This is a genomic window from Paludibacterium sp. (assembly GCF_019232825.1).
In the GTDB taxonomy this organism is placed as follows: Bacteria; Pseudomonadota; Gammaproteobacteria; order Burkholderiales; family Chromobacteriaceae; genus Paludibacterium.
Window position 1 is genome coordinate 8,637 of record NZ_JAFAND010000131.1, and the last position, 17,919, is coordinate 26,555.

A 17,919-nucleotide genomic window follows, 5' to 3' on the forward strand; every position below is an offset into this window, starting at 1 on the left:
ACGTGTCCATCTTGTCGACGTGAGCACAAACCGGCCGGGACGAGCCGGGGGACAAGCAGAGCGCCGTACTTGCCTTTTTAACGGCCGCTGCCCTCGCTCTCGACGACGTACTGTCAACGAGGGCCTCATGCGATTCGACCTTTCCGCTCTGACCGGGAACCATCCCGCCGGCAAGCGCCAACTGGCTGCCACGCTGCTATTTCTCATCGGCGTCAATCTTGCCGCATGGGCCTGGGCCTTCACCGCTTTTTCACGCCACCCCGCCCTGCTCGGCATGGCATTCCTCGCTTATATTTTCGGCCTGCGCCACGCGGTCGACGCCGACCATATCGCCGCCATCGACAACAGCGTGCGTAAGCTGATGCAGGAAAACCAGCGTCCGTTCGGCGTCGGTCTGTTCTTTTCGCTGGGGCACTCGTCGGTGGTTGTTCTGATGGTGGCCGCCATCGTATTCGCCACTGCCTCGCTGCAAGGTGAAATGGGGCAACTCAAAGCCGTCGGCAGCGTGATCAGCACCGCCGCATCGGGGTTGTTCCTTTTGGGCCTCGCCGCGCTCAACCTCTCGGCGCTCAACGGCATTTGGCACAATTTCCGCCGCGCGCAACGCGGCGAAGCCATCTGTGAAGAGCAACTCAATATTCTGCTCGCCAGCCGCGGGCTGATCGCCCGGTTGTTGCGTCCCTTGTTCCGCATGGTGAGCAAGAGTTGGCACCTGTTCCCGGTAGGTTTCCTGTTCGGCTTGGGTTTCGACACCACCACCGAAATCGCGCTGTTTGCCATGGCGGGCTCGCAAGCCGCCCAAGGCATCGCGCTATGGCACGTGATGGTGTTTCCCATTCTGTTTGCCGCCGGCATGGCGCTGATCGACACGCTCGACAGCCTGATGATGGTCGGCGTTTACGGCTGGGCCTTCGTCAGCCCGATTCGCAAGCTATGGTACAACCTGACCATCACCCTGGTGTCGGTACTGGTGGCGGTGCTGATCGGCGGGTTGGAAATGCTGGGACTCATGGCCGAGAAGCTGCATCTATCTGGCGAGTTCTGGGCTTGGATCGGGCAGATGAACGATAACCTGGCCAATTTCGGCTACGTCGTCGTGGGCGTTTTTCTCGCCACCTGGGTGTTGTCGGCGGCGATTTATAAATGGAAACGCATCGACCAGATGGGTGGAGAAACCGCATGACCGCTGGCATCGTCCTGCTCAGCCACGCCGGCACCGATTTAGCCGCGCTCTCGCGTACGGATTTGCCGGGCGATTTCGCGCCGGTGACGGGCATCAACCTTCAGGCCATCGGCGACGAGGCGGCGATGCGCGCGCAGCTCGACCAGCGGCTATCCGGCGCGCGCATCGTGATCGTGCGCGTGCTGGGCCGTTTCGAAGCCATCGCGGGGTACGCACTGCTGCTTGAGCGCGTGCGGCGCACGCAAGCCGCGCTGATCGCCGTCAGCGGCACCGGAGAACCCGATCCGGAGCTCGCCGCGATCAGCAATGTCCCACCCGGATTGCAACAAGAGGTCAGCGCCTATCTGCAGGCAGGCGGCACGCACAATCTGGCGCAGATGCTGCGCTGCCTGTCCGACCGGCTGCTGATGACCGGCCACGGCTATGCCGCGCCGCGGGCGCTGCCTGAGCACGGCCTCTACCACCCCGAACTCGGCGCACTGGCAAGCCTGGACGAGTGGCGCGCCAGCGTGCGCCATGCCGAACGACCGACCGTGGGCCTCGTGTTCTATCGGGCGCATTGGCTATCGGGCAACACCCGCTTTATCGATAGTCTGATCGACGCGCTGGATGAGCAAGGCTTGAACGCACTGCCGGTGTTTACCGCCAGTCTGCGCGCGCCCGGCGAACAAGGCCTGCCGGCCGCGCTGGCGCCCTTCGCCGCAGAGCCGATTGCCGCGCTCGTCAACACCACGTCGTTCGCCATCGCCGAAGTCAATCACGATGGCCCGACGCAAGCCGGCTGGGCCGTGGCGGCCTTCGAGCGCCTGAACGTGCCGGTGTTGCAGGCCATCGCCAGCAATATGACCGAAGCGCAGTGGCGCGCCGCCGATCGCGGACTGAACCCGCTCGACACGGCGATGAACGTGGCGTTGCCGGAGTTCGACGGACGGCTTATTACCGTGCCGGTGTCGTTCAAGGAAGCACCGGATGACGCCGCCGGCAGCGAAACCGCCTACGCCCCGCTCGCCGATCGCGTGCGCCGCGTGGCCGGCATCGTCGCGCGCCAGGTGCGTTTGCGCGAGACGCCGCCGGCTGACAAGCGCATCGCCTTTCTGTTCACTAATTCCAGCAGCAAAGCGGCGCAGATCGGCAACGCCGTCGGCCTGGACTCGCCCGCCTCGCTCTGGGCTATCATGCAGGCGATGCGGGCGCAGGGCTATCGCATCGAGGGGCTGCCGGCCGACAGCACGACGCTGATGCACGCGCTGATCGATCGTGGCGCTTATGACCAGGCCTATTTGACCGCCACGCAACTGGCGCAAGCGGCCGCGCGAGTGCCGGCGGCGCGTTACGCCGAGTGGTTCGCCGAATTGCCCGAGGGTTTGCAAACGCGTATGCGGGAGCGTTGGGGCGAAGCCCCCGGATCGGCCTACGTGCATCAGGGCGACTTGGTTTTTGCCGGACTTGCATTCGGCAACGCTTTCGTCGCGCTGCAGCCGCCGCGCGGCTACGGCATGGACCCCGACGCCATTTACCACACGCCGGATCTGCCGCCGACGCATCACTACTACGCCCTTTACCGCTGGCTGCGCGACGAATGGCACGCCGACGCCATCGTGCACGTCGGCAAACATGGCACGTTGGAGTGGCTGCCCGGCAAGGGTGTGGGCCTATCGCAGGATTGCTATCCCGACGCGGTGCTCAACGACCTGCCGCTGTTTTATCCTTTCATTCTCAACGACCCCGGCGAGGGCGCGCAGGCCAAGCGCCGCGCGCATGCCACCATCATCGACCACCTGACGCCGCCGATGACCACGGCCGATACTTACGGCCCGCTGGCGCAGCTGACGCAGCTGGTCGACGAGTATTACCAAGTGGAAATGCTCGATCCGAGCAAGTTGCCGCTGTTGCAGCAGCAGATCTGGGACTTGATCAAGGAGACCAAGCTAGACGCCGATCTGGGCGCCATGCTGGCGCACGACCATGATCACGACCATGACCACGACCATGATCACGACCATGATCACGACCACGAGCATGATCATGACGATGACGATCATCATCACGACCACCCCTGGGATGACACGCCGGACGAACACGGCGTGCCGCGCACCTTGGCGCAGATGGAAGGCGTGGATGTCGCCCATTTGATCGAGGACATCGACGGCTATCTGTGCGAGCTGGGCGCCGCACAAATCCGCGACGGACTGCACGTGCTTGGACGCGCGCCGGAGGGCGATGCGCTGATCGACATGCTGTGCGCGTTGACCCGGCTGGCCAATTTGAACATCCCCAGCCTGCCGGGCAGCCTGGCTCGGCTGTTCGGATTGGACATGGCCGCGTTGGAACGCGATAAAGGCCGCAGGCTCGACGTCGAACCCGCCAAGCTCGCCGAACTCGCCGGCCGGCGCCTCGTGACCCAGGCCGACGCGATCGAGGCCATCGGCGAACTCGCTCGCCGGCTGGTGGCCGCCTTCGCCACGCGCGGCTTTGCCGCCGACGCGATCCCGACCGCCTGCGCCGACGCCCTGCCCGGACTGGCGGTCGGCGACGAACTCGCGACGGTGCTCGGCTGGATCGGCCGGCAACTGGTGCCGGATCTGGCGCGCACGCGGGATGAAATCGGCCACCTGCTCAATGGTCTCGCCGGCGGCTATGTGCCGGCAGGGCCAAGCGGCGCGCCGACGCGCGGCATGGCACACGTATTGCCGACCGGACGCAATTTCTATTCGGTTGATCCGAGAAGCCTGCCTTCGCAAGCGTCGTGGCGCATCGGCAGCGAGTTGGCGCGCGAGGTGATCGCCCGCCACCGGGCGGAAACCGGCGTCTACCCGGAGTCGGTCAGCATCAGCGTCTGGGGCACCAGCGCCATGCGCACGCATGGCGACGACATTGCCGAAATTCTGGCCCTGCTGGGCGCGCGCCCAGTCTGGCAAGCGGAAAGCCGCCGCGTGCAGGGCATCGAGGTTATCCCGCTCGCCGAGCTTGGCCGGCCGCGTATCGACGTCACGGTGCGTATCAGCGGCTTTTTCCGCGATGCGTTCCCGCACTTGATCCACTTGGTCGATCAGGCCGTCGAGGCGGTGGCGCGGTTGGACGAGCCCACCGAGCAGAATTTCCTGCGCAAGCATTACCTGGAGGATCTGAAACGCCAAGCACTAGGCGATCAAACCGAATCGCAGTCGCTGTTGCGCGTGTTCGGCTCCAAACCCGGCACTTACGGCGCCGGCATCCTGCCGCTGATTCAGCAGCAGAACTGGCAGGACGAGCACGACTTCGCCACGGCCTACGTCAATTGGGGCGGCTATGGTTATAGCCGCCAGCACAACGGTTGCGATGCGCGCGATGCGCTGCGCCATCGATTGGCGGGCACCGAGGTGGCGCTGCACAACCAAGACAATCGCGAGCACGACATTTTCGATAGCGACGATTATCTGCAATACCACGGCGGCATGATCGCCACCATCCGCAGTCTGAGCGGCAGACAACCGCGGCAAGAGTTCGGTGACAGCCACAACCCGGACAACCCGTCTGTGCGCGGCTTGAAGCAGGAGGTGTTGCGCGTGTTCCGCAGCCGGGTGGTCAACCCCAAGTGGCTCGCCAGCATTCAACAGCATGGCTACAAGGGCGGGCTTGAGCTGACCGCGACGGTCGACTACCTGTTCGGCTACGACGCCACCGCCCATGTGGTCGACGATTGGGTTTACCAAGAGCTGGCCGAACGCTATGCGCTCGACGCCGGGATTCAGCAGTTTCTGGCAGACAATAATCCCTGGGCAATGAACGCCATCACCGAGCGGCTGCTTGAAGCGGCCGAGCGTCAGCTATGGGCCGAGCCGGACGAGGCGACGCTGGCGCGGCTCAGAGCGCTCCATTTGCAGAGCGAAGCCTGGCTGGAATCGCGTGGAGAATCGACATGAAGTGGGTGTACCCGTTTGCCGCCATCGTCGGCCAAACGCAGTTGAAACAGGCGCTATTGTTGTGCGCGGTCGATCCGACCCTCGGCGGCGTACTGATCCGCGGCGACAAGGGCAGCGCCAAGAGCACGGCAGCGCGCGGTTTGGCCGAGCTCTTGCCGCATATCGCGCGCACGCCGGGCTGCGGCTTCAATTGCGACCCCGTCGCGCCGCTGCCCGAGTGCCCGGTGTGTGCCGGACAACACGCCGAAGCGCTCGACGCGCCCGCGCCATTCGTCAACTTGCCGCTTGGCGCCACCGAAGACCGTGTCCTCGGCAGCCTGGACTTCGAGGCCGCGCTGCAAAAGGGTCGTCAGGCGTTCAAACCCGGCCTGCTGGCCCACGCACATCGCGGCATTCTGTACATCGACGAGGTCAATCTGCTGGCCGATCATCTGGTCGACGTGCTGCTCGACGTCGCCGCCATGGGCAGCAATACCGTCGAACGCGAGGGATTGTCGCTGACGCACCCGGCACGCATCTCGCTGATCGGCACCATGAACCCGGAAGAAGGCAACCTGCGCCCGCAGCTCCTGGACCGTTTTGGACTGATGGTCGATGTGACCGCGCCCCAAGACCCGCAGGAGCGCAGTCTGGTGGTGCGCCGCCGCTTGGCGTTCGAGGCCGACCCCACCGGCTTTGCCCACGAATGGCAAACCGCCAGCGACGCGCTGCGGGCGCAACTGGCGCGGGCTCGCAAGCACCTTGCCGCCACGGTGATGCCGGACAGCTTGCTCGCCTTCATCAGCGAGCTGTGTTGCGAATTCGAGGTGGCGAGTCTGCGCGCCGACATCGTGCTATATAAGGCGGCCCGCGCGTTGGCCGCCCTGGCCGGGCGCGAGTGGGTCGAGGCCGAGGACGTGCGCGACGCCGCGCGCCTGGTGCTGCCGCACCGCCGCCGCCATAAGCCGTTCGAGCAGACCGGCATGGACGAGGACAAGCTCGACGACCTGCTGCAGCGCCATCAAACGCCGCCGGACAGCAACGATACGGCAGCGGATGAAACGCCGGAGCAGTCCCCCCCCGACGGCAATGAAGGTGACGGCGCTGGCGGCGATACGCTGATCGCCGCCGGCACGGCGCAAACCATTGGCCGCTTGCAAGTGGACAGCCCGTCGCGGGCCGGCGCCACGGGACGACGCAGCCAAGCGCAACACAGCGCGACCGGGCAGTATGTGCGCGCGGTGCCGGATGAGGCGCCGACACAATTGGCGCTCGACGCCACGCTGCGTCACGCGCTGATGCGCAATCCCAATGATTTTGCCGTGACCCGCGCCGACCTGCATCGCAAGGAGCGCGTCGGCCAACAAGGCAACCTGATTTTGCTGGTGGTCGACGCATCGGGTTCGATGGCGGCCGAACAACGCATGGCGGCGGTCAAGGGCTGTGTGTTGGGACTGCTGTCGGATGCCTATCAGCGCCGCGACCAGGTCGGCGTGATCGCCTTCCGCGGCCGCGAGGCGCAACTGGTGCTCTCGCCCACGCGCCAGGTCGAGCAAGCGCATACCGCGCTGGAGCAGTTGCCCACCGGCGGGCGCACGCCGCTTCCGCACGCGCTGGCATTGGCCGGGGAGACGCTGGCGCGCCAGGCGGCTGATCTGGCCCCGCTCTTGGTCATTCTGTCGGACGGCCGTGCCAACGTGGCGCTGACCGAGGGGCAGGACCCGTGGCGCGAGTCGCTGGCCGCCGCCGAGCAATTGGCGCAACACGGCCATGCCGCGCTGGTGCTCGACACCGAAACCGGCTTCGTGCGCATGGGACGCGCACGCGCGCTCGCCCAGGCGCTTGGCGCCGAATACCTGCCGCTGGAAGCGCTCTCCAGCGAACAGTTGACTTTGACGATTCGCGAAAGGCTTGGCCGATGACTGGCAAGGTATTTTTGATCGGCGCCGGCCCTGGCGACGTGGAACTCTTGACGCTCAAGGCAGTACGCTGCCTAGGGCTTGCCGATCTGGTGCTGATCGACGACCTGGCTAGCCCCGATGTGTTGCGCTTTGCCGCGCCCGGGGTCGAGGTGATTCATGTTGGCAAGCGCTGCGGCGCGCATTCGGCGGCGCAGCACGAGATCGAGGCGCTGCTTGTCGATGCCGCGCGCGCCGGCCGCGTTGTGGCGCGCGTCAAAGGCGGCGACCCTTTCATTTTCGGTCGCGGCGGCGAAGAAATGTTGACGCTGCGCGCCGCCGGCATCGACGTGGCGGTCATCAACGGCATCACCTCGGGCAGCGCCGTGCCGGCCACGCTCGGTATTCCGCTCACCCATCGCCACTTCGTGCACGGCGTGACCTTTGTCTCCGGCCATAGCCACAAGGACGGCGACGAGCCGGACTGGGCGCGGCTCGCGCAAAGCGGCATGACGCTCGTGGTGTACATGGGCTTGAACCATGTCAGCCACATCGCCGACGCGCTCATCGCCGGCGGGCTGGCCGCCGACACGCCGGCCGCCGCGATTCAATACGGCACCCGGCCCGAGCAGCGTCAGGCACTGGCCACTTTGGCCACGCTTGCCGACGCGGTGAAAAACCAAGGCATCGGCAGCCCCGCGCTCTTGGTCATCGGCCGCACCGTTAGCCTGGCGGACGCCGCCTCATTCATCCCATCGACGCAACACAAGGAATTGACATGATTATCTGCATCGGCGCCGGTCCCGGCGATATTGGCTACCTGCCCCGGCGTTCGGCTGAACTGTTGGCCAACGCCGACGTGGTGGCCGGCTTCAATGCCGTGGTCGACGTGGTGCGGCCGTTGATTCCGGAGCGTGCCGAGGTCATCCAGATGGGGTATCGCGATCAGGTGGCGCAGCTCGATCGCGTCGCCGCGCTGCATCACGCCGGCAAGCGTTGCGTGGTGGTGTTCATGGGCGACATCCACTTCAGCGGTTTCCAATATCTGGAGCGTGTCGAACGCGCTTGCGGCCATCCGGTGGAAACCATGCCCGGCATCACCTCGGCGCAAGTGTTGGCCTCGCGCGCCAAGGTGTGCTTCGACGAAACGAGTTTCATCACGCTGCACCGCCGCGGCGATCTGACGCCATTCAAGCGCCATCTGGTGCATGTACTGCAAGACGAGCGCAACGCCATCGTCATTCCTTGCCCCTGGGATGAGGCGCGCTCGTTCATGCCCTGGCACATTGCCGCATACCTGATGGAAAACGGCATCGACCCGACGCTCAAAACCGAAGTATGGGAAAACCTTACCCGCAACGAAGCCGAATGGCACGGCACACTGGCCGAATGCGCCGAGCATCGCTGTTCGGACATGAGCATCATGCTGATCCGCTGCAAGACCCCGATGGCAAGCCAGATCGAACCGCCGCCGGGAGCCGTGGCATGAGCGACATGAAAGACGTCGCCGTGCTGTTGGCCGGACACGGCAGCCGCGATCCGGACGGCGTCGACGAGTTTGCCCAGCTGGCGGCGATCATGCGCGACAAGCATCCCGCGGCATTGGAATACGGCTTTCTCGAGTTTGCGCGGCCAACGCTGACGGAAGCCGCCGAGCGGCTGATCGCCGGCGGCGCGACGCGCATCGTCATGACGCCGGCCGTACTGCTCGCGGCCATGCACGCCAAGAATGACCTGCCAAGCGAATTGCAGGCCCTGGCACGCGACTATCCGGCAGTCAGTTTCCAGTTCGCCGCGACGATGAATCTGCATCCGACACTATTGGCCGTGTGCCGCGAGCGCTTGATCGCCTCCGAGACGCAATCGTCCGCCACCGTGTCACGCGCCGACACCTGCCTGGTGGTGGTCGGCCGCGGCACCAGCGACCCGGATGCCAACGGCGACGTGCACAAACTGGCACGCATGCTCGCCGAGGGCATGGGCTATGGCGCGAGCTTCGTCTGCTATTCCGGCACGGCCCAGCCGCTGGTGGCCGATGGCTTGGCGAGCGCGGCGCGCCTTGGCTGCAAGCGTTTGGTGGTATTGCCCTACTTTCTGTTCGACGGCGTGCTGGTCAAGCGCATCTACCAAGCCGCCGACGACCTGGCCGCGCGCGCGCCGGAAATCGAAGTACTCAAAGCCGGCTACCTGGGCGTGGACGCGCGCGTGGCCGACGTATTGCTCGAACGCGCCGAGCAAGGCGTGAACGGTGACGCCAATATGAATTGCGCACTGTGCCAATATCGCGTGCGCATCGTCGGCATGGAGCACAAGGTCGGCATGCCGCAGCAGGCTCACCACCTCAAGGCGCGCGCGGATGCCCAATCCGCCGGGGAGATTAACTGGCCGCCCTATACGCCGCATCCGATCGAAGCCGAAAGCATGCGCATCATCACCGCCGGGCGGGACTGGTCGATCTACCCGACCGATCAGCATCTGGCGCTCAAGCGGCTGGTACACACCACGGGCGACTTCACCTGTGTCGACGACATGTTCTTCTCGCCCGGCGCGGCCGAAACCGGCATGCGCGCGCTGTTGCGCTGTCAGCGCATCGTGACCGACGTAACCATGGTTGAGACCGGTCTCAAGCGCGCGGTGCTCAAGCAACTTGGCGTGGAAACCTGGTGCGGCGTGCACGACGAGGAAACCCGGCTGGTGGCCGAGGCGCATGGGCTCACCCGCTCGGCCGCGGGCATCCGCCGCGCCTGGGAGAAATTCGGCAACGACGTGGTGATCGCCATCGGCGACGCCCCGACCGCCATCATGGAAGTGGTTCGCTTGGTGCGCGAGCACGGCTGGCGCCCGCAACTGGTCGTCGGCCTGCCGGTCGGTTTCGTCGGTACGCGCGAATGCAAGGACGCGTTGCGCAAACTGATGCAGGTGCCGCGCATCACCAATAGCGGCACGCGCGGCGGCTCGCCGTGGGCCGCCACGGTGGTTAACGCGCTGATGATCGCCGCCATCGATCACGTCTACCGCGAGAAGCAGGCGCAATGAGCCAGCGCCGCGTCTTCGACCTCGCCGTGCCGGCCCCGAACGGGCTCTTGCGCGGCCGCACCACCGGCAGTTGCGCCACCGCCGCGGTCAAGGCCGCGCTCATGCGCATGCTCGACGGCGTGATCGCGAGCGAGGTCGAAGTCAGTCTGCCGGACCCGGATTTTTATCTGCCGGTGCCGGTGGAACGCGTCGTGCCGCTGCCTGACGGCGCGGTGCGCGCCGAAGTGATCAAATACGCCGGGGACGACCCGGACAATACGCGCGGCGCGACGCTCTTCGCCGAAGTACGGCAAAACAGCACCGGCGCGCTGCGCTTTTTGGCGGCCGAGGGCGTCGGCATGGTCACCGCGCCCGGCTTGCGCATTCCCCCGGGCGAGCCGGCGATCAATCCCGTGCCGCGGCAGATGATGCGTTGGGCGGTGGATGAAGTGCTGGCCGGCCGGCACGACCCGGGCTTCGACCTGGCCATCGGCTGTGTCGACGGCGCCAAAATCGCCAAGCGTACGTTCAACCCAATGCTCGGCATCGTCGGCGGCATTTCCATTCTCGGCACCAGCGGCATTGTCGAGCCGATGTCGCTCGCGGCATGGATCGCCTCGATCGAGGTCTACATCCGCGTGGCGCTGGGCGATGCGCCGCCGGCGATCGCCTTCACGCCCGGCAAGATAGGCCGCGGCTTCGCCGCCGACACGCTGCAGTTGAAAAAACACCAAGTGGTGCAGATCGCCAACTTCGTCGGCGATTCGCTCGACCAAACCGAGGCCATCCTGCGCGAGCACGACGCCCGGCTCGGCACGCTATGGGTGCTGGGCCATCCGGGCAAGCTCGCCAAGCTGTTGGACGGCTCGTGGAACACCCACTCGTCCCATAGCCGCATGGCGATGCGCGGCGTGGCGCAGTTCGCCGCCGCGCAGGGGTTCGAACCCGACATTGTCATTCAGATCGAGAAAGCCAATACCGTGGAAAACGTGATTCAAATCCTGCGCCCGGATGCGCGCGCGCAAGCTTTCTGGCGCGCGCTGGAGACGCATCTGGCCGCCATGATGCACGCGCGCGTGTCCAGTGTGGACACGCTGGCCGTGCGCCTATTCAGCATGGACGGCACGCCGTTGGGAGAAGCCGCATGAGCCTGACGCTGGGACGTTTCATCGGCGTTGGCGTCGGCCCCGGCACGCCGGGCCTGATCGCCGTGGCGGCATTGGCCGACCTGCGAAGCGCCGACATCATCTACCTGCCGCGCGCGCGCTCGAGCGACATTTCCATCGCCCGCCAGACACTCGCCGGACTCGACATCGATCCGGCGCGTTTTCGCGAGGTGGAGTTCAATATGGACCCGGATCGTGGCGTGCTGGCGCGCCACTACGGCGAACTGGCGGCGACGGTGGTGGACGAGCTGCGCCAGGGGCGCACCGTGGCGTATCTGACCATCGGCGACGCCATGACCTACTCCACTTACGGCTATCTCCTTGCCGCGGTGCGCGATCTACTGCCGGCGGTCGAGCACAAGACCTGGCCCGGCATCACCAGCTTCGCCGCCACCGCCTCGGCGCTGTCCTGGCCGTTGGGTGAAGGCAAGGAACGCATGCTGATCCTGCCCTGCCCGGATGACATGGCGGCACTCGAAGCCGATATCTTAAGCCACGACATCGTCATCCTAATGAAGATCGGCCAGCGTCTGCACGACGTGTTGGCGCTGCTGACCAAAATGGACATCGCCGAGCACTGCGCCTACGCACGCCGCATCGGGCTCGCCGATCAAGTGCTGTGCGAGCGCGTCGACTCGCTCGACCCCGAAGATGCCGTCGGTTACCTGTCCACCTTGCTGATCCGCCGTACGGCGCGAGAAAAGAGACACCTATGAAAGTGTATTTCATTGGCGCCGGCCCCGGCGCCGCCGATCTGATCACGGTGCGCGGCGCGCGCCTGCTGGGCCAGGTATCGATGGTGCTGTACGCCGGTTCGCTGGTGCCGCGCGATATGTTGCAGCATTGCCGGCCGGACACCGAACTCTTGGATACCGCCGAGTTGTCGCTCGACGAGCAGGAAGCCTGTTACCGCCGTGCGCGCGACGCCGGTCAAGACGTCGTGCGGCTGCATTCCGGCGATCCGGCGATCTACGGCGCCACCGCCGAGCAGATGCGCCGACTGGAAAAGCTGGGCATCGATTACGAAGTCGTGCCTGGGGTGTCGTCGTTCACCGCCGCCGCCGCCGCGCTTGGCAGCGAGCTGACCAAGCCCGAAGTCTCGCAGTCGATCATCCTCACCCGCGTCTCCGGCCGCGCCTCGGCCGTGCCGGAGCTGGAGTCGATCGAGCGTTTCGCCGCGCATCGCGCCACCATGTGCATTTTTCTTTCCGGTCAACGGCTGAAGGACACCGTGGCCGATTTGCAAAAGCATTATCCGGACAGCACGCCGGTGGCGCTCGTGCGGCGCGCGAGCTGGTCCGACCAGAGCACCCACCGCAGCACGCTGGGACAATTGCTGGGCGAGATCAAACAGAAGGATTGGCTGTTGACGACGCTCTTGTTGATCGGCGACGCGTTGTCGCGCGAGGACGGCGTCGAATCTTGCCTGTATTCGGCCGGCTATACGCACATTTTCCGCGACAGCGATGAGCGCAAGGCCAAGAAGGCGGCCAATGCCGGGGACGCCTAAGTGAGCGAACTCGGCATCTGGCTGGTGCGCCCCGAAGCCGAGCCGCTGGGACAGCGGCTGGCCGCCGCGCTCGGCGGCGAACTCTACCGCCCATGGCAAACGCCAGAGGCCAACGCGCGCCTGCAATTCCACGCCGTCTGGCGCGCGCGGCGGCAATGGCTGCTGGTCATGGCCAGCGGTATCGCCGTGCGCTATCTGGATGGCCTGCCGCAAAGCAAGCTGTCCGACCCGGCGGTGGTGGTGCTGGACGAGGCCGCACGCTTCGCCATCGCGCTATTGAGCGGCCACGAAGGCGGCGCCAATGCCCTGGCCTACGCCGTCGCGCGCGCCAGCGGCGCGCAGCCGGTCATCACCACCGCCAGCGAGGCGCTCAAACCCCTGACGCTCGGCATCGGCTGCCGCCGCGGCAAAGACACCGAGGCCATCGAGCTGGCGGTGCGCGCCGCGCTCGGCCATCGCCCGCTAAGCGCCGTGCGCGAAGTCGCCACGATTGACCTCAAGGCCGACGAGCCGGGCTTGTTGGCCTTCTGCGCGCGTCACAACCTGCCGTTGCGCGTCATTGCCCAAACGGACGTCGCCGCGCGCGGCTGGACCGACAAACCCTCCGCCTGGGTGCGGCACAACGTCGGCGTCGATGGCGTGTGCGAGCCCTGCGCGCTGATCGCCAGCCCGCGCGGCCGGCTGATCATCCCCAAAACCGCCCGCGACGGCGTTACGGTCGCCGTCGTCGAAGACAGCATTGAACAGGAACACACACAGGCATGAGCGGCAAACTTTATCTGGTCTCGGTCGGTCCGGGCACCACGCAATTGATCCCCCCGATGGTGCGCGAGGCGCTGGCGGCCTCCGACGTCATCGTTTCGTACGAGCTGTATCTGACCTGGGTACGGCCCTGGGTCGACGGCAAAGAGATCCACACGCCGCCGATGACCCAAGAGCGCGCCCGCGCGCAGCTGGCGCTGGAGAAGGCGCGCGCCGGCCATACGGTGGCGCTGCTTTCCAGCGGCGACATCGGCATCTACGCAATGGCCGCGCTGGCGTTCGAAGACATGCTGGAGACCGACGACTTCGACGTGCAGTTGATCCCCGGCATCACCTCGGCCAATGCCTGCGCCTCGATCCTCGGCTCGCCGCTGTCGCACGACTTCGCCACGCTGTCGCTGTCCGATCTGCTGTGCCCCTGGACCTGGATCGAACAGCGTGCGCGCCACATCGCGCAAGCCGATCTGGCGGCGGTGTTCTACAACGTGCAAAGCCGCCAGCGCCAGGAAGGCGTCTACCGCATTCTGGACATCATGCTGGAACACAAACGGCCGGAAACGCTGTGCGGCATCGTACGCAACGCCTACCGCGAGGATCAGACGCACGACATCATGACGTTGGGCGAACTGCGCACGCGCCAGTTCGACATGTTCACCACGCTCGTGATCGGCAACCGCTTCACCCGCAAAAAGCGTGACTGGATTTTCACCCCGCGCGGCTATGGCAATTGGCAAGACACGCCGGACACCGTCAAAGCGGCGCAGTTGCCGGACAACGCCGTTTGGGTGTTTGCCGGCACGAGCGATGGCAACCGCCTTGCGCAGCAGCTTGCCGAAACCGGGCAAGCTGTGGTGGTGTCGAGCGCCAGCGAATACGGCGCCGAACAGGCGCAACTATCCTGCCCCAATGTGACCACCGTGTCCGGCCGGCTGGGGCTTGAGCGCCGGCGCGAACTGATGACCCAAGCCCACGCGCGCGCCATCGTCGACGCCACTCACCCGTACGCCAGCGAGATCTCGCAACAGCTGATCGAGCTGTCGACGCAGCTCGGCCTGCGCTATCTGCGCTTCGAGCGTTCGAGCCAGATTGCGGATTTCCCGGCGCGGCGCGTGGCCGACATGGATGAAGCGGCTCAACTGGCGATGCGGCTTGGCGGACGGATTTTCCTCGCCACCGGTTCGAAGGATCTGGCGCGCTTCATGCAAGCGCCGGGCGCCGAACACAAGCAATGGTTCCTGCGCATGGCCCCCGATCCGCTGCAATTGCAGCGCGCGCTCGATCTGGGCGTGCCGCGCGGCCATCTGTGCGCGATGCAGGGACCGTTCTCGCAGGAAGCCAACGAAACGCTGTGGCGAGACTGGGGCATCGATTGCGTGGTCAGCAAGGAGTCCGGCGAGGCAGGCGGCTACCGTGCCAAGGCCGAGGCGGCGGCGCGGATGGGCATTCCGTTCATCGTCGTCGACCGCCCGCGCATCGACTACCCGGCGCGCGCCGACAGCCTCGACGCCGTGCTCGCGGGGCTTGACGCATGAGTCAGCCGCGCATCCCGGTCACCGTGGTCACCGGCTTTCTCGGCGCCGGCAAGACCACCCTGCTGTCGAACCTGATTCACCAGAACCGCCAGCGCCGGCTGGCGATCCTGGTGAACGAGTTCGGCGAAGTATCGATCGACGGCGCGCTGTTGCGTGACACGGGATCGAGCCAGGTGGAAATTCACGACTTGGCCAATGGTCTCGTCGCCTACGACGACGACCAGGACTTTCTGCCGGCGATGCAGGCCATCTGGCAGCGCCGCGCGCTGATCGACCATGTGCTGATCGAAACCTCCGGTCTGGCGTTGCCCAGCGCGGTCATGGCCCAACTGCAAAGCCCGGCGCTCGCGCCCTATTTCGTGCTCGACGCGACATTGGCGGTGGTCGATACGCCACTGATGCTCTCTGACGATTTCTCGACCGGGGCGACAGGCGCCTTGTTCGGCGAGCAGCTGTCGTTCGCCGACATCGTCGTGCTCAACAAGATCGACGCGCTGGATGACGCAGCGCTATTGGCGGCGGAGACGCGCGTGCGCGCGGCCGCGCCTTCGGTCCGTTTTATCGAGCTGGCCTTCGAAGCCAAGCTCGACACCCGGCTGACGCTCGGCCTGCGCTTGCACGAGGCGGCCGCGGACCGCCAACGTCATTACGGCCCCATCGCCAGCCTGCCCGGACCGGGCTTCCGTCCGCTCACCGACCAGGCGGTATTCGACGGCCACAGCCATGGCGGCGGCACGGCGCACAGCCACGGGCTGTCGACCCATAAGCATTTCCATGAGCAGGATCCCGGCTGGCAGTCTTTCATGCTCAAAAGCGCCCACGCGCAGGACGGCGAGCGCCTGCGCGCGGCGATTGCCGTGATCGCGCGGGAGCAGCCGCTGCTGCGCGTCAAGGGCTTCGCCGCCTCGCAAGACAGCCCAGAGCGGCTGCTGATTCAGGCTGTGCGCACCCGCGTCGAACTGACGCGCGCGCCGCATATGCCGGCGCGCAAGGCACAGCTGGTCTTCATCGGTTACCACCCGAGCCGGCCGGCCATCGTCGAACGGCTCACCGAACTGACAGGAACCACTTGGCGATGAAAACCGACCCGCAAGACCACCTGCGCATGACGCAGAAACGCAAAGCCGGCTTCGAAAAGAAAAAGGCCGCCGCCACGAAGGAAAAGGGCCTGTTGATCGTGCACACCGGCACCGGCAAGGGCAAATCCAGCGCCGCGTTCGGCATGGGATTGCGCACGGTCGGCCATGGCATGCGCCTGGGCGTGGTGCAGTTCATCAAAGGCGCGCTGCATACCGCCGAACGCGATGTGTTCACCTGCTTCGACAATTGCGATTTCCACACCATGGGCGAAGGCTACACCTGGAACACGCAAAACCGCGAGGCCGACATCGCCACCGCGCGCCAAGGCTGGGCACAGGTCTGCGCCATGATCGACAGCGGCGAGTACGACATGCTGATTTTGGACGAACTCAACGTCATTCTGAAATACGACTACCTGCCGCATGACGAGGTATTGGCCAAGCTGTCGGCGCGCCCGGCCACGCTGCACGTGGTGGTGACCGGGCGTCATGCCCCGCAGGCGTTGATCGACGCCGCCGACCTGGTGACCGAGATGCGGCTCGTCAAGCACCCTTACCGCGAACAGGGCATCAAAGCCCAGCCCGGCGTGGAGTTCTGATATGACGCGCTTCTGCCCGGCCTTGATGATGACCGCGCCGGCCTCGCATCAGGGCAAGACCACGCTGACAGCCGGCTTGGCGCGCTTTCATCGCGGCCAAGGGCGGCGCGTGCGCGTCTTCAAAGTCGGACCGGACTTTCTCGACCCCTATATTTTGGAACGCGCCTCGGGCGCGCCGGTAGAGTCGCTCGATCTGTGGATGACCGGCGAGGACGATTGCCGCGCCCGGCTTTATCAGGCCGCCGGAGAGGCGGATCTGATCCTGGTCGAGGGCAGCATGGGCCTCTTCGACGGCACGCCGTCGAGCGCCGATCTGGCCGAGCGCTTCGACCTGCCGCTGGTGGCGGTGATCGACGCCGCCGGCATGGCGCAAACTTTCGGCGCCGTGGCGCTGGGGCTGGCGAGTTTGCGGCCACAGCTGCGCTTCCACGGCATGCTGGCCAACCAGGTGGCGGGTCAACGCCATGCTGATATGCTGTGTGAGGGATTACCACCATTTATCCCTTATAGCGGATATATTGCTCGTCAAGACGATATCGGCTTGCCGGAACGGCATTTGGGATTGGTGCAGGCGCAGGAGATCGACGACCTCGAGGCGCGGCTCGATCGCGCGGCGCGGCAAATGGCCACCACCGGCCTGGCCAAGCTGCCGCCGGCGATACCGTTCCCCCCGGCTGCGCTGCCGGCCATGCCGCCGCTGCTCGCGGGCCGCCACATCGCCGTCGCCCGCGATGCCGCCTTTTCCTTCCTCTATCCGGCCAATTTGCAGTGTCTGCGTGATCTCGGTGCGACGCTCACGTTTTTCTCGCCCTTGGCCGACGAGGCGCCGCAGGCATGCGACGCGCTCTACTTGCCCGGCGGTTACCCGGAGCTGCATCTGCAGGCGCTGGCCGCCAACCGCGTCTGCGCCGCGGCGCTCGCCGCGCATGTCGCCGCCGGCAAACCGCTTTACGCCGAATGCGGCGGCATGCTGTACCTGTTCGAGCATCTGACCGACCAGCATGGCCAGCGCGCGGCGATGCTAGGCCTGCTGCCCGGCGAGGCGACGCTCGGTCGGCGGCTGGCGGCGCTCGGTTTGCAACAGATCGAACTCGATGGCCAGCGGTTACGCGGCCATACCTTTCACTACTCGACCCTTGCCACCTCCCTGACCGTCGCCGCGCGCGCCACACGCGCCGTCGGAGGGACGGCAGGCGAAGCGTTTTATCGCCAGGGAAACGTACGCGCGAGCTACCTGCATGCGTGGTTCCCCTCCAACCCGCTGGCCACAAGCCGGCTGTTTCTCGACTGAAGG

General features: G+C 65.9%; 14 protein-coding genes. All 14 read left to right on the forward strand.

The genetic code is table 11. The annotated features are described in order from the left end of the window. Nucleotides 1-127 precede the first annotated feature (127 nt). Genes JOZ06_RS16815 through JOZ06_RS16880 form a run of 14 tightly spaced genes read left to right on the forward strand, consistent with a single transcriptional unit; the run spans nucleotide 128 to nucleotide 17,916 of the window. Nucleotides 128-1,183: a HoxN/HupN/NixA family nickel/cobalt transporter gene (locus JOZ06_RS16815; RefSeq protein ID WP_293234503.1), complete on the forward strand. Its 1,056-nt coding sequence runs from the start codon at nucleotides 128-130 to the stop codon at nucleotides 1,181-1,183. After that, nucleotides 1,180-5,085, forward strand: a complete 3,906-nt coding sequence (locus tag JOZ06_RS16820; protein ID WP_293234505.1) for a cobaltochelatase subunit CobN — start codon at nucleotides 1,180-1,182, stop codon at nucleotides 5,083-5,085. Before JOZ06_RS16815 ends, JOZ06_RS16820 begins: the two co-directional genes overlap by 4 nt. Next, nucleotides 5,082-6,986, forward strand: a complete 1,905-nt coding sequence (locus JOZ06_RS16825) for a putative cobaltochelatase (RefSeq protein WP_293234507.1) — start codon at nucleotides 5,082-5,084, stop codon at nucleotides 6,984-6,986. Before JOZ06_RS16820 ends, JOZ06_RS16825 begins: the two co-directional genes overlap by 4 nt. Further along, nucleotides 6,983-7,744, forward strand: a complete 762-nt coding sequence (gene cobA / locus JOZ06_RS16830; RefSeq protein WP_293234509.1) for a uroporphyrinogen-III C-methyltransferase — start codon at nucleotides 6,983-6,985, stop codon at nucleotides 7,742-7,744. The genes JOZ06_RS16825 and cobA overlap by 4 nt, the downstream gene beginning before the upstream one ends. Beyond that, the gene (locus tag JOZ06_RS16835) at nucleotides 7,741-8,451 is read left to right on the forward strand and encodes a cobalt-precorrin-7 (C(5))-methyltransferase (RefSeq protein ID WP_293234511.1); all 711 of its coding nucleotides are present in this window, start codon (nucleotides 7,741-7,743) and stop codon (nucleotides 8,449-8,451) included. The genes cobA and JOZ06_RS16835 overlap by 4 nt, the downstream gene beginning before the upstream one ends. Then, nucleotides 8,448-9,998: a precorrin-8X methylmutase gene (locus tag JOZ06_RS16840; protein WP_293234513.1), complete on the forward strand. Its 1,551-nt coding sequence runs from the start codon at nucleotides 8,448-8,450 to the stop codon at nucleotides 9,996-9,998. Before JOZ06_RS16835 ends, JOZ06_RS16840 begins: the two co-directional genes overlap by 4 nt. Next, nucleotides 9,995-11,125 (forward strand): cobalt-precorrin-5B (C(1))-methyltransferase CbiD, encoded by a 1,131-nt coding sequence (gene cbiD / locus JOZ06_RS16845; protein ID WP_293234515.1) that lies wholly within the window; start codon nucleotides 9,995-9,997, stop codon nucleotides 11,123-11,125. Before JOZ06_RS16840 ends, cbiD begins: the two co-directional genes overlap by 4 nt. Next, on the forward strand, nucleotides 11,122-11,859 hold the full coding sequence (cobI, locus tag JOZ06_RS16850) for a precorrin-2 C(20)-methyltransferase (protein WP_293234517.1): 738 nt from the start codon (nucleotides 11,122-11,124) through the stop codon (nucleotides 11,857-11,859). The genes cbiD and cobI overlap by 4 nt, the downstream gene beginning before the upstream one ends. Continuing rightward, on the forward strand, nucleotides 11,856-12,653 hold the full coding sequence (gene cobM / locus JOZ06_RS16855) for a precorrin-4 C(11)-methyltransferase (RefSeq protein WP_293234519.1): 798 nt from the start codon (nucleotides 11,856-11,858) through the stop codon (nucleotides 12,651-12,653). The genes cobI and cobM overlap by 4 nt, the downstream gene beginning before the upstream one ends. After that, entirely contained in the window at nucleotides 12,654-13,418 is a 765-nt protein-coding gene (locus JOZ06_RS16860; RefSeq protein ID WP_293234521.1) for a cobalamin biosynthesis protein, read from the forward strand. It begins immediately after the preceding gene. After that, on the forward strand, nucleotides 13,415-14,947 hold the full coding sequence (cobJ, locus tag JOZ06_RS16865; RefSeq protein WP_293234523.1) for a precorrin-3B C(17)-methyltransferase: 1,533 nt from the start codon (nucleotides 13,415-13,417) through the stop codon (nucleotides 14,945-14,947). Before JOZ06_RS16860 ends, cobJ begins: the two co-directional genes overlap by 4 nt. Continuing rightward, entirely contained in the window at nucleotides 14,944-16,026 is a 1,083-nt protein-coding gene (locus JOZ06_RS16870) for a GTP-binding protein (protein ID WP_293234525.1), read from the forward strand. Before cobJ ends, JOZ06_RS16870 begins: the two co-directional genes overlap by 4 nt. Continuing rightward, nucleotides 16,023-16,625 carry a cob(I)yrinic acid a,c-diamide adenosyltransferase gene (gene cobO / locus JOZ06_RS16875; protein ID WP_293234527.1) on the forward strand — a complete coding sequence of 201 codons (603 nt, stop codon included), beginning with the start codon at nucleotides 16,023-16,025 and terminating at the stop codon, nucleotides 16,623-16,625. The genes JOZ06_RS16870 and cobO overlap by 4 nt, the downstream gene beginning before the upstream one ends. Before the next feature lies 1 nt (nucleotide 16,626). Next, complete coding sequence (locus JOZ06_RS16880) at nucleotides 16,627-17,916, forward strand: cobyrinate a,c-diamide synthase (RefSeq protein WP_293234529.1); 1,290 nt, start codon at nucleotides 16,627-16,629, stop codon at nucleotides 17,914-17,916. Nucleotides 17,917-17,919 lie beyond the last annotated feature (3 nt).

What these genes read in the sequence shown, in the direction of transcription:
- JOZ06_RS16880 (WP_293234529.1), top strand. Translation starts at nt 16,627, where the DNA reads ATGACGCGCTTCTGCCCGGCCTTGATGATGACCGCGCCGGCCTCGCAT.
- JOZ06_RS16835 (WP_293234511.1), top strand. Translation starts at nt 7,741, where the DNA reads ATGATTATCTGCATCGGCGCCGGTCCCGGCGATATTGGCTACCTGCCC.
- JOZ06_RS16825 (WP_293234507.1), top strand. Translation starts at nt 5,082, where the DNA reads ATGAAGTGGGTGTACCCGTTTGCCGCCATCGTCGGCCAAACGCAGTTG.
- cbiD (WP_293234515.1), top strand. Translation starts at nt 9,995, where the DNA reads ATGAGCCAGCGCCGCGTCTTCGACCTCGCCGTGCCGGCCCCGAACGGG.
- cobM (WP_293234519.1), top strand. Translation starts at nt 11,856, where the DNA reads ATGAAAGTGTATTTCATTGGCGCCGGCCCCGGCGCCGCCGATCTGATC.
- JOZ06_RS16815 (WP_293234503.1), top strand. Translation starts at nt 128, where the DNA reads ATGCGATTCGACCTTTCCGCTCTGACCGGGAACCATCCCGCCGGCAAG.
- JOZ06_RS16820 (WP_293234505.1), top strand. Translation starts at nt 1,180, where the DNA reads ATGACCGCTGGCATCGTCCTGCTCAGCCACGCCGGCACCGATTTAGCC.
- cobO (WP_293234527.1), top strand. Translation starts at nt 16,023, where the DNA reads ATGAAAACCGACCCGCAAGACCACCTGCGCATGACGCAGAAACGCAAA.
- JOZ06_RS16840 (WP_293234513.1), top strand. Translation starts at nt 8,448, where the DNA reads ATGAGCGACATGAAAGACGTCGCCGTGCTGTTGGCCGGACACGGCAGC.
- cobI (WP_293234517.1), top strand. Translation starts at nt 11,122, where the DNA reads ATGAGCCTGACGCTGGGACGTTTCATCGGCGTTGGCGTCGGCCCCGGC.
- cobA (WP_293234509.1), top strand. Translation starts at nt 6,983, where the DNA reads ATGACTGGCAAGGTATTTTTGATCGGCGCCGGCCCTGGCGACGTGGAA.
- cobJ (WP_293234523.1), top strand. Translation starts at nt 13,415, where the DNA reads ATGAGCGGCAAACTTTATCTGGTCTCGGTCGGTCCGGGCACCACGCAA.
- JOZ06_RS16870 (WP_293234525.1), top strand. Translation starts at nt 14,944, where the DNA reads ATGAGTCAGCCGCGCATCCCGGTCACCGTGGTCACCGGCTTTCTCGGC.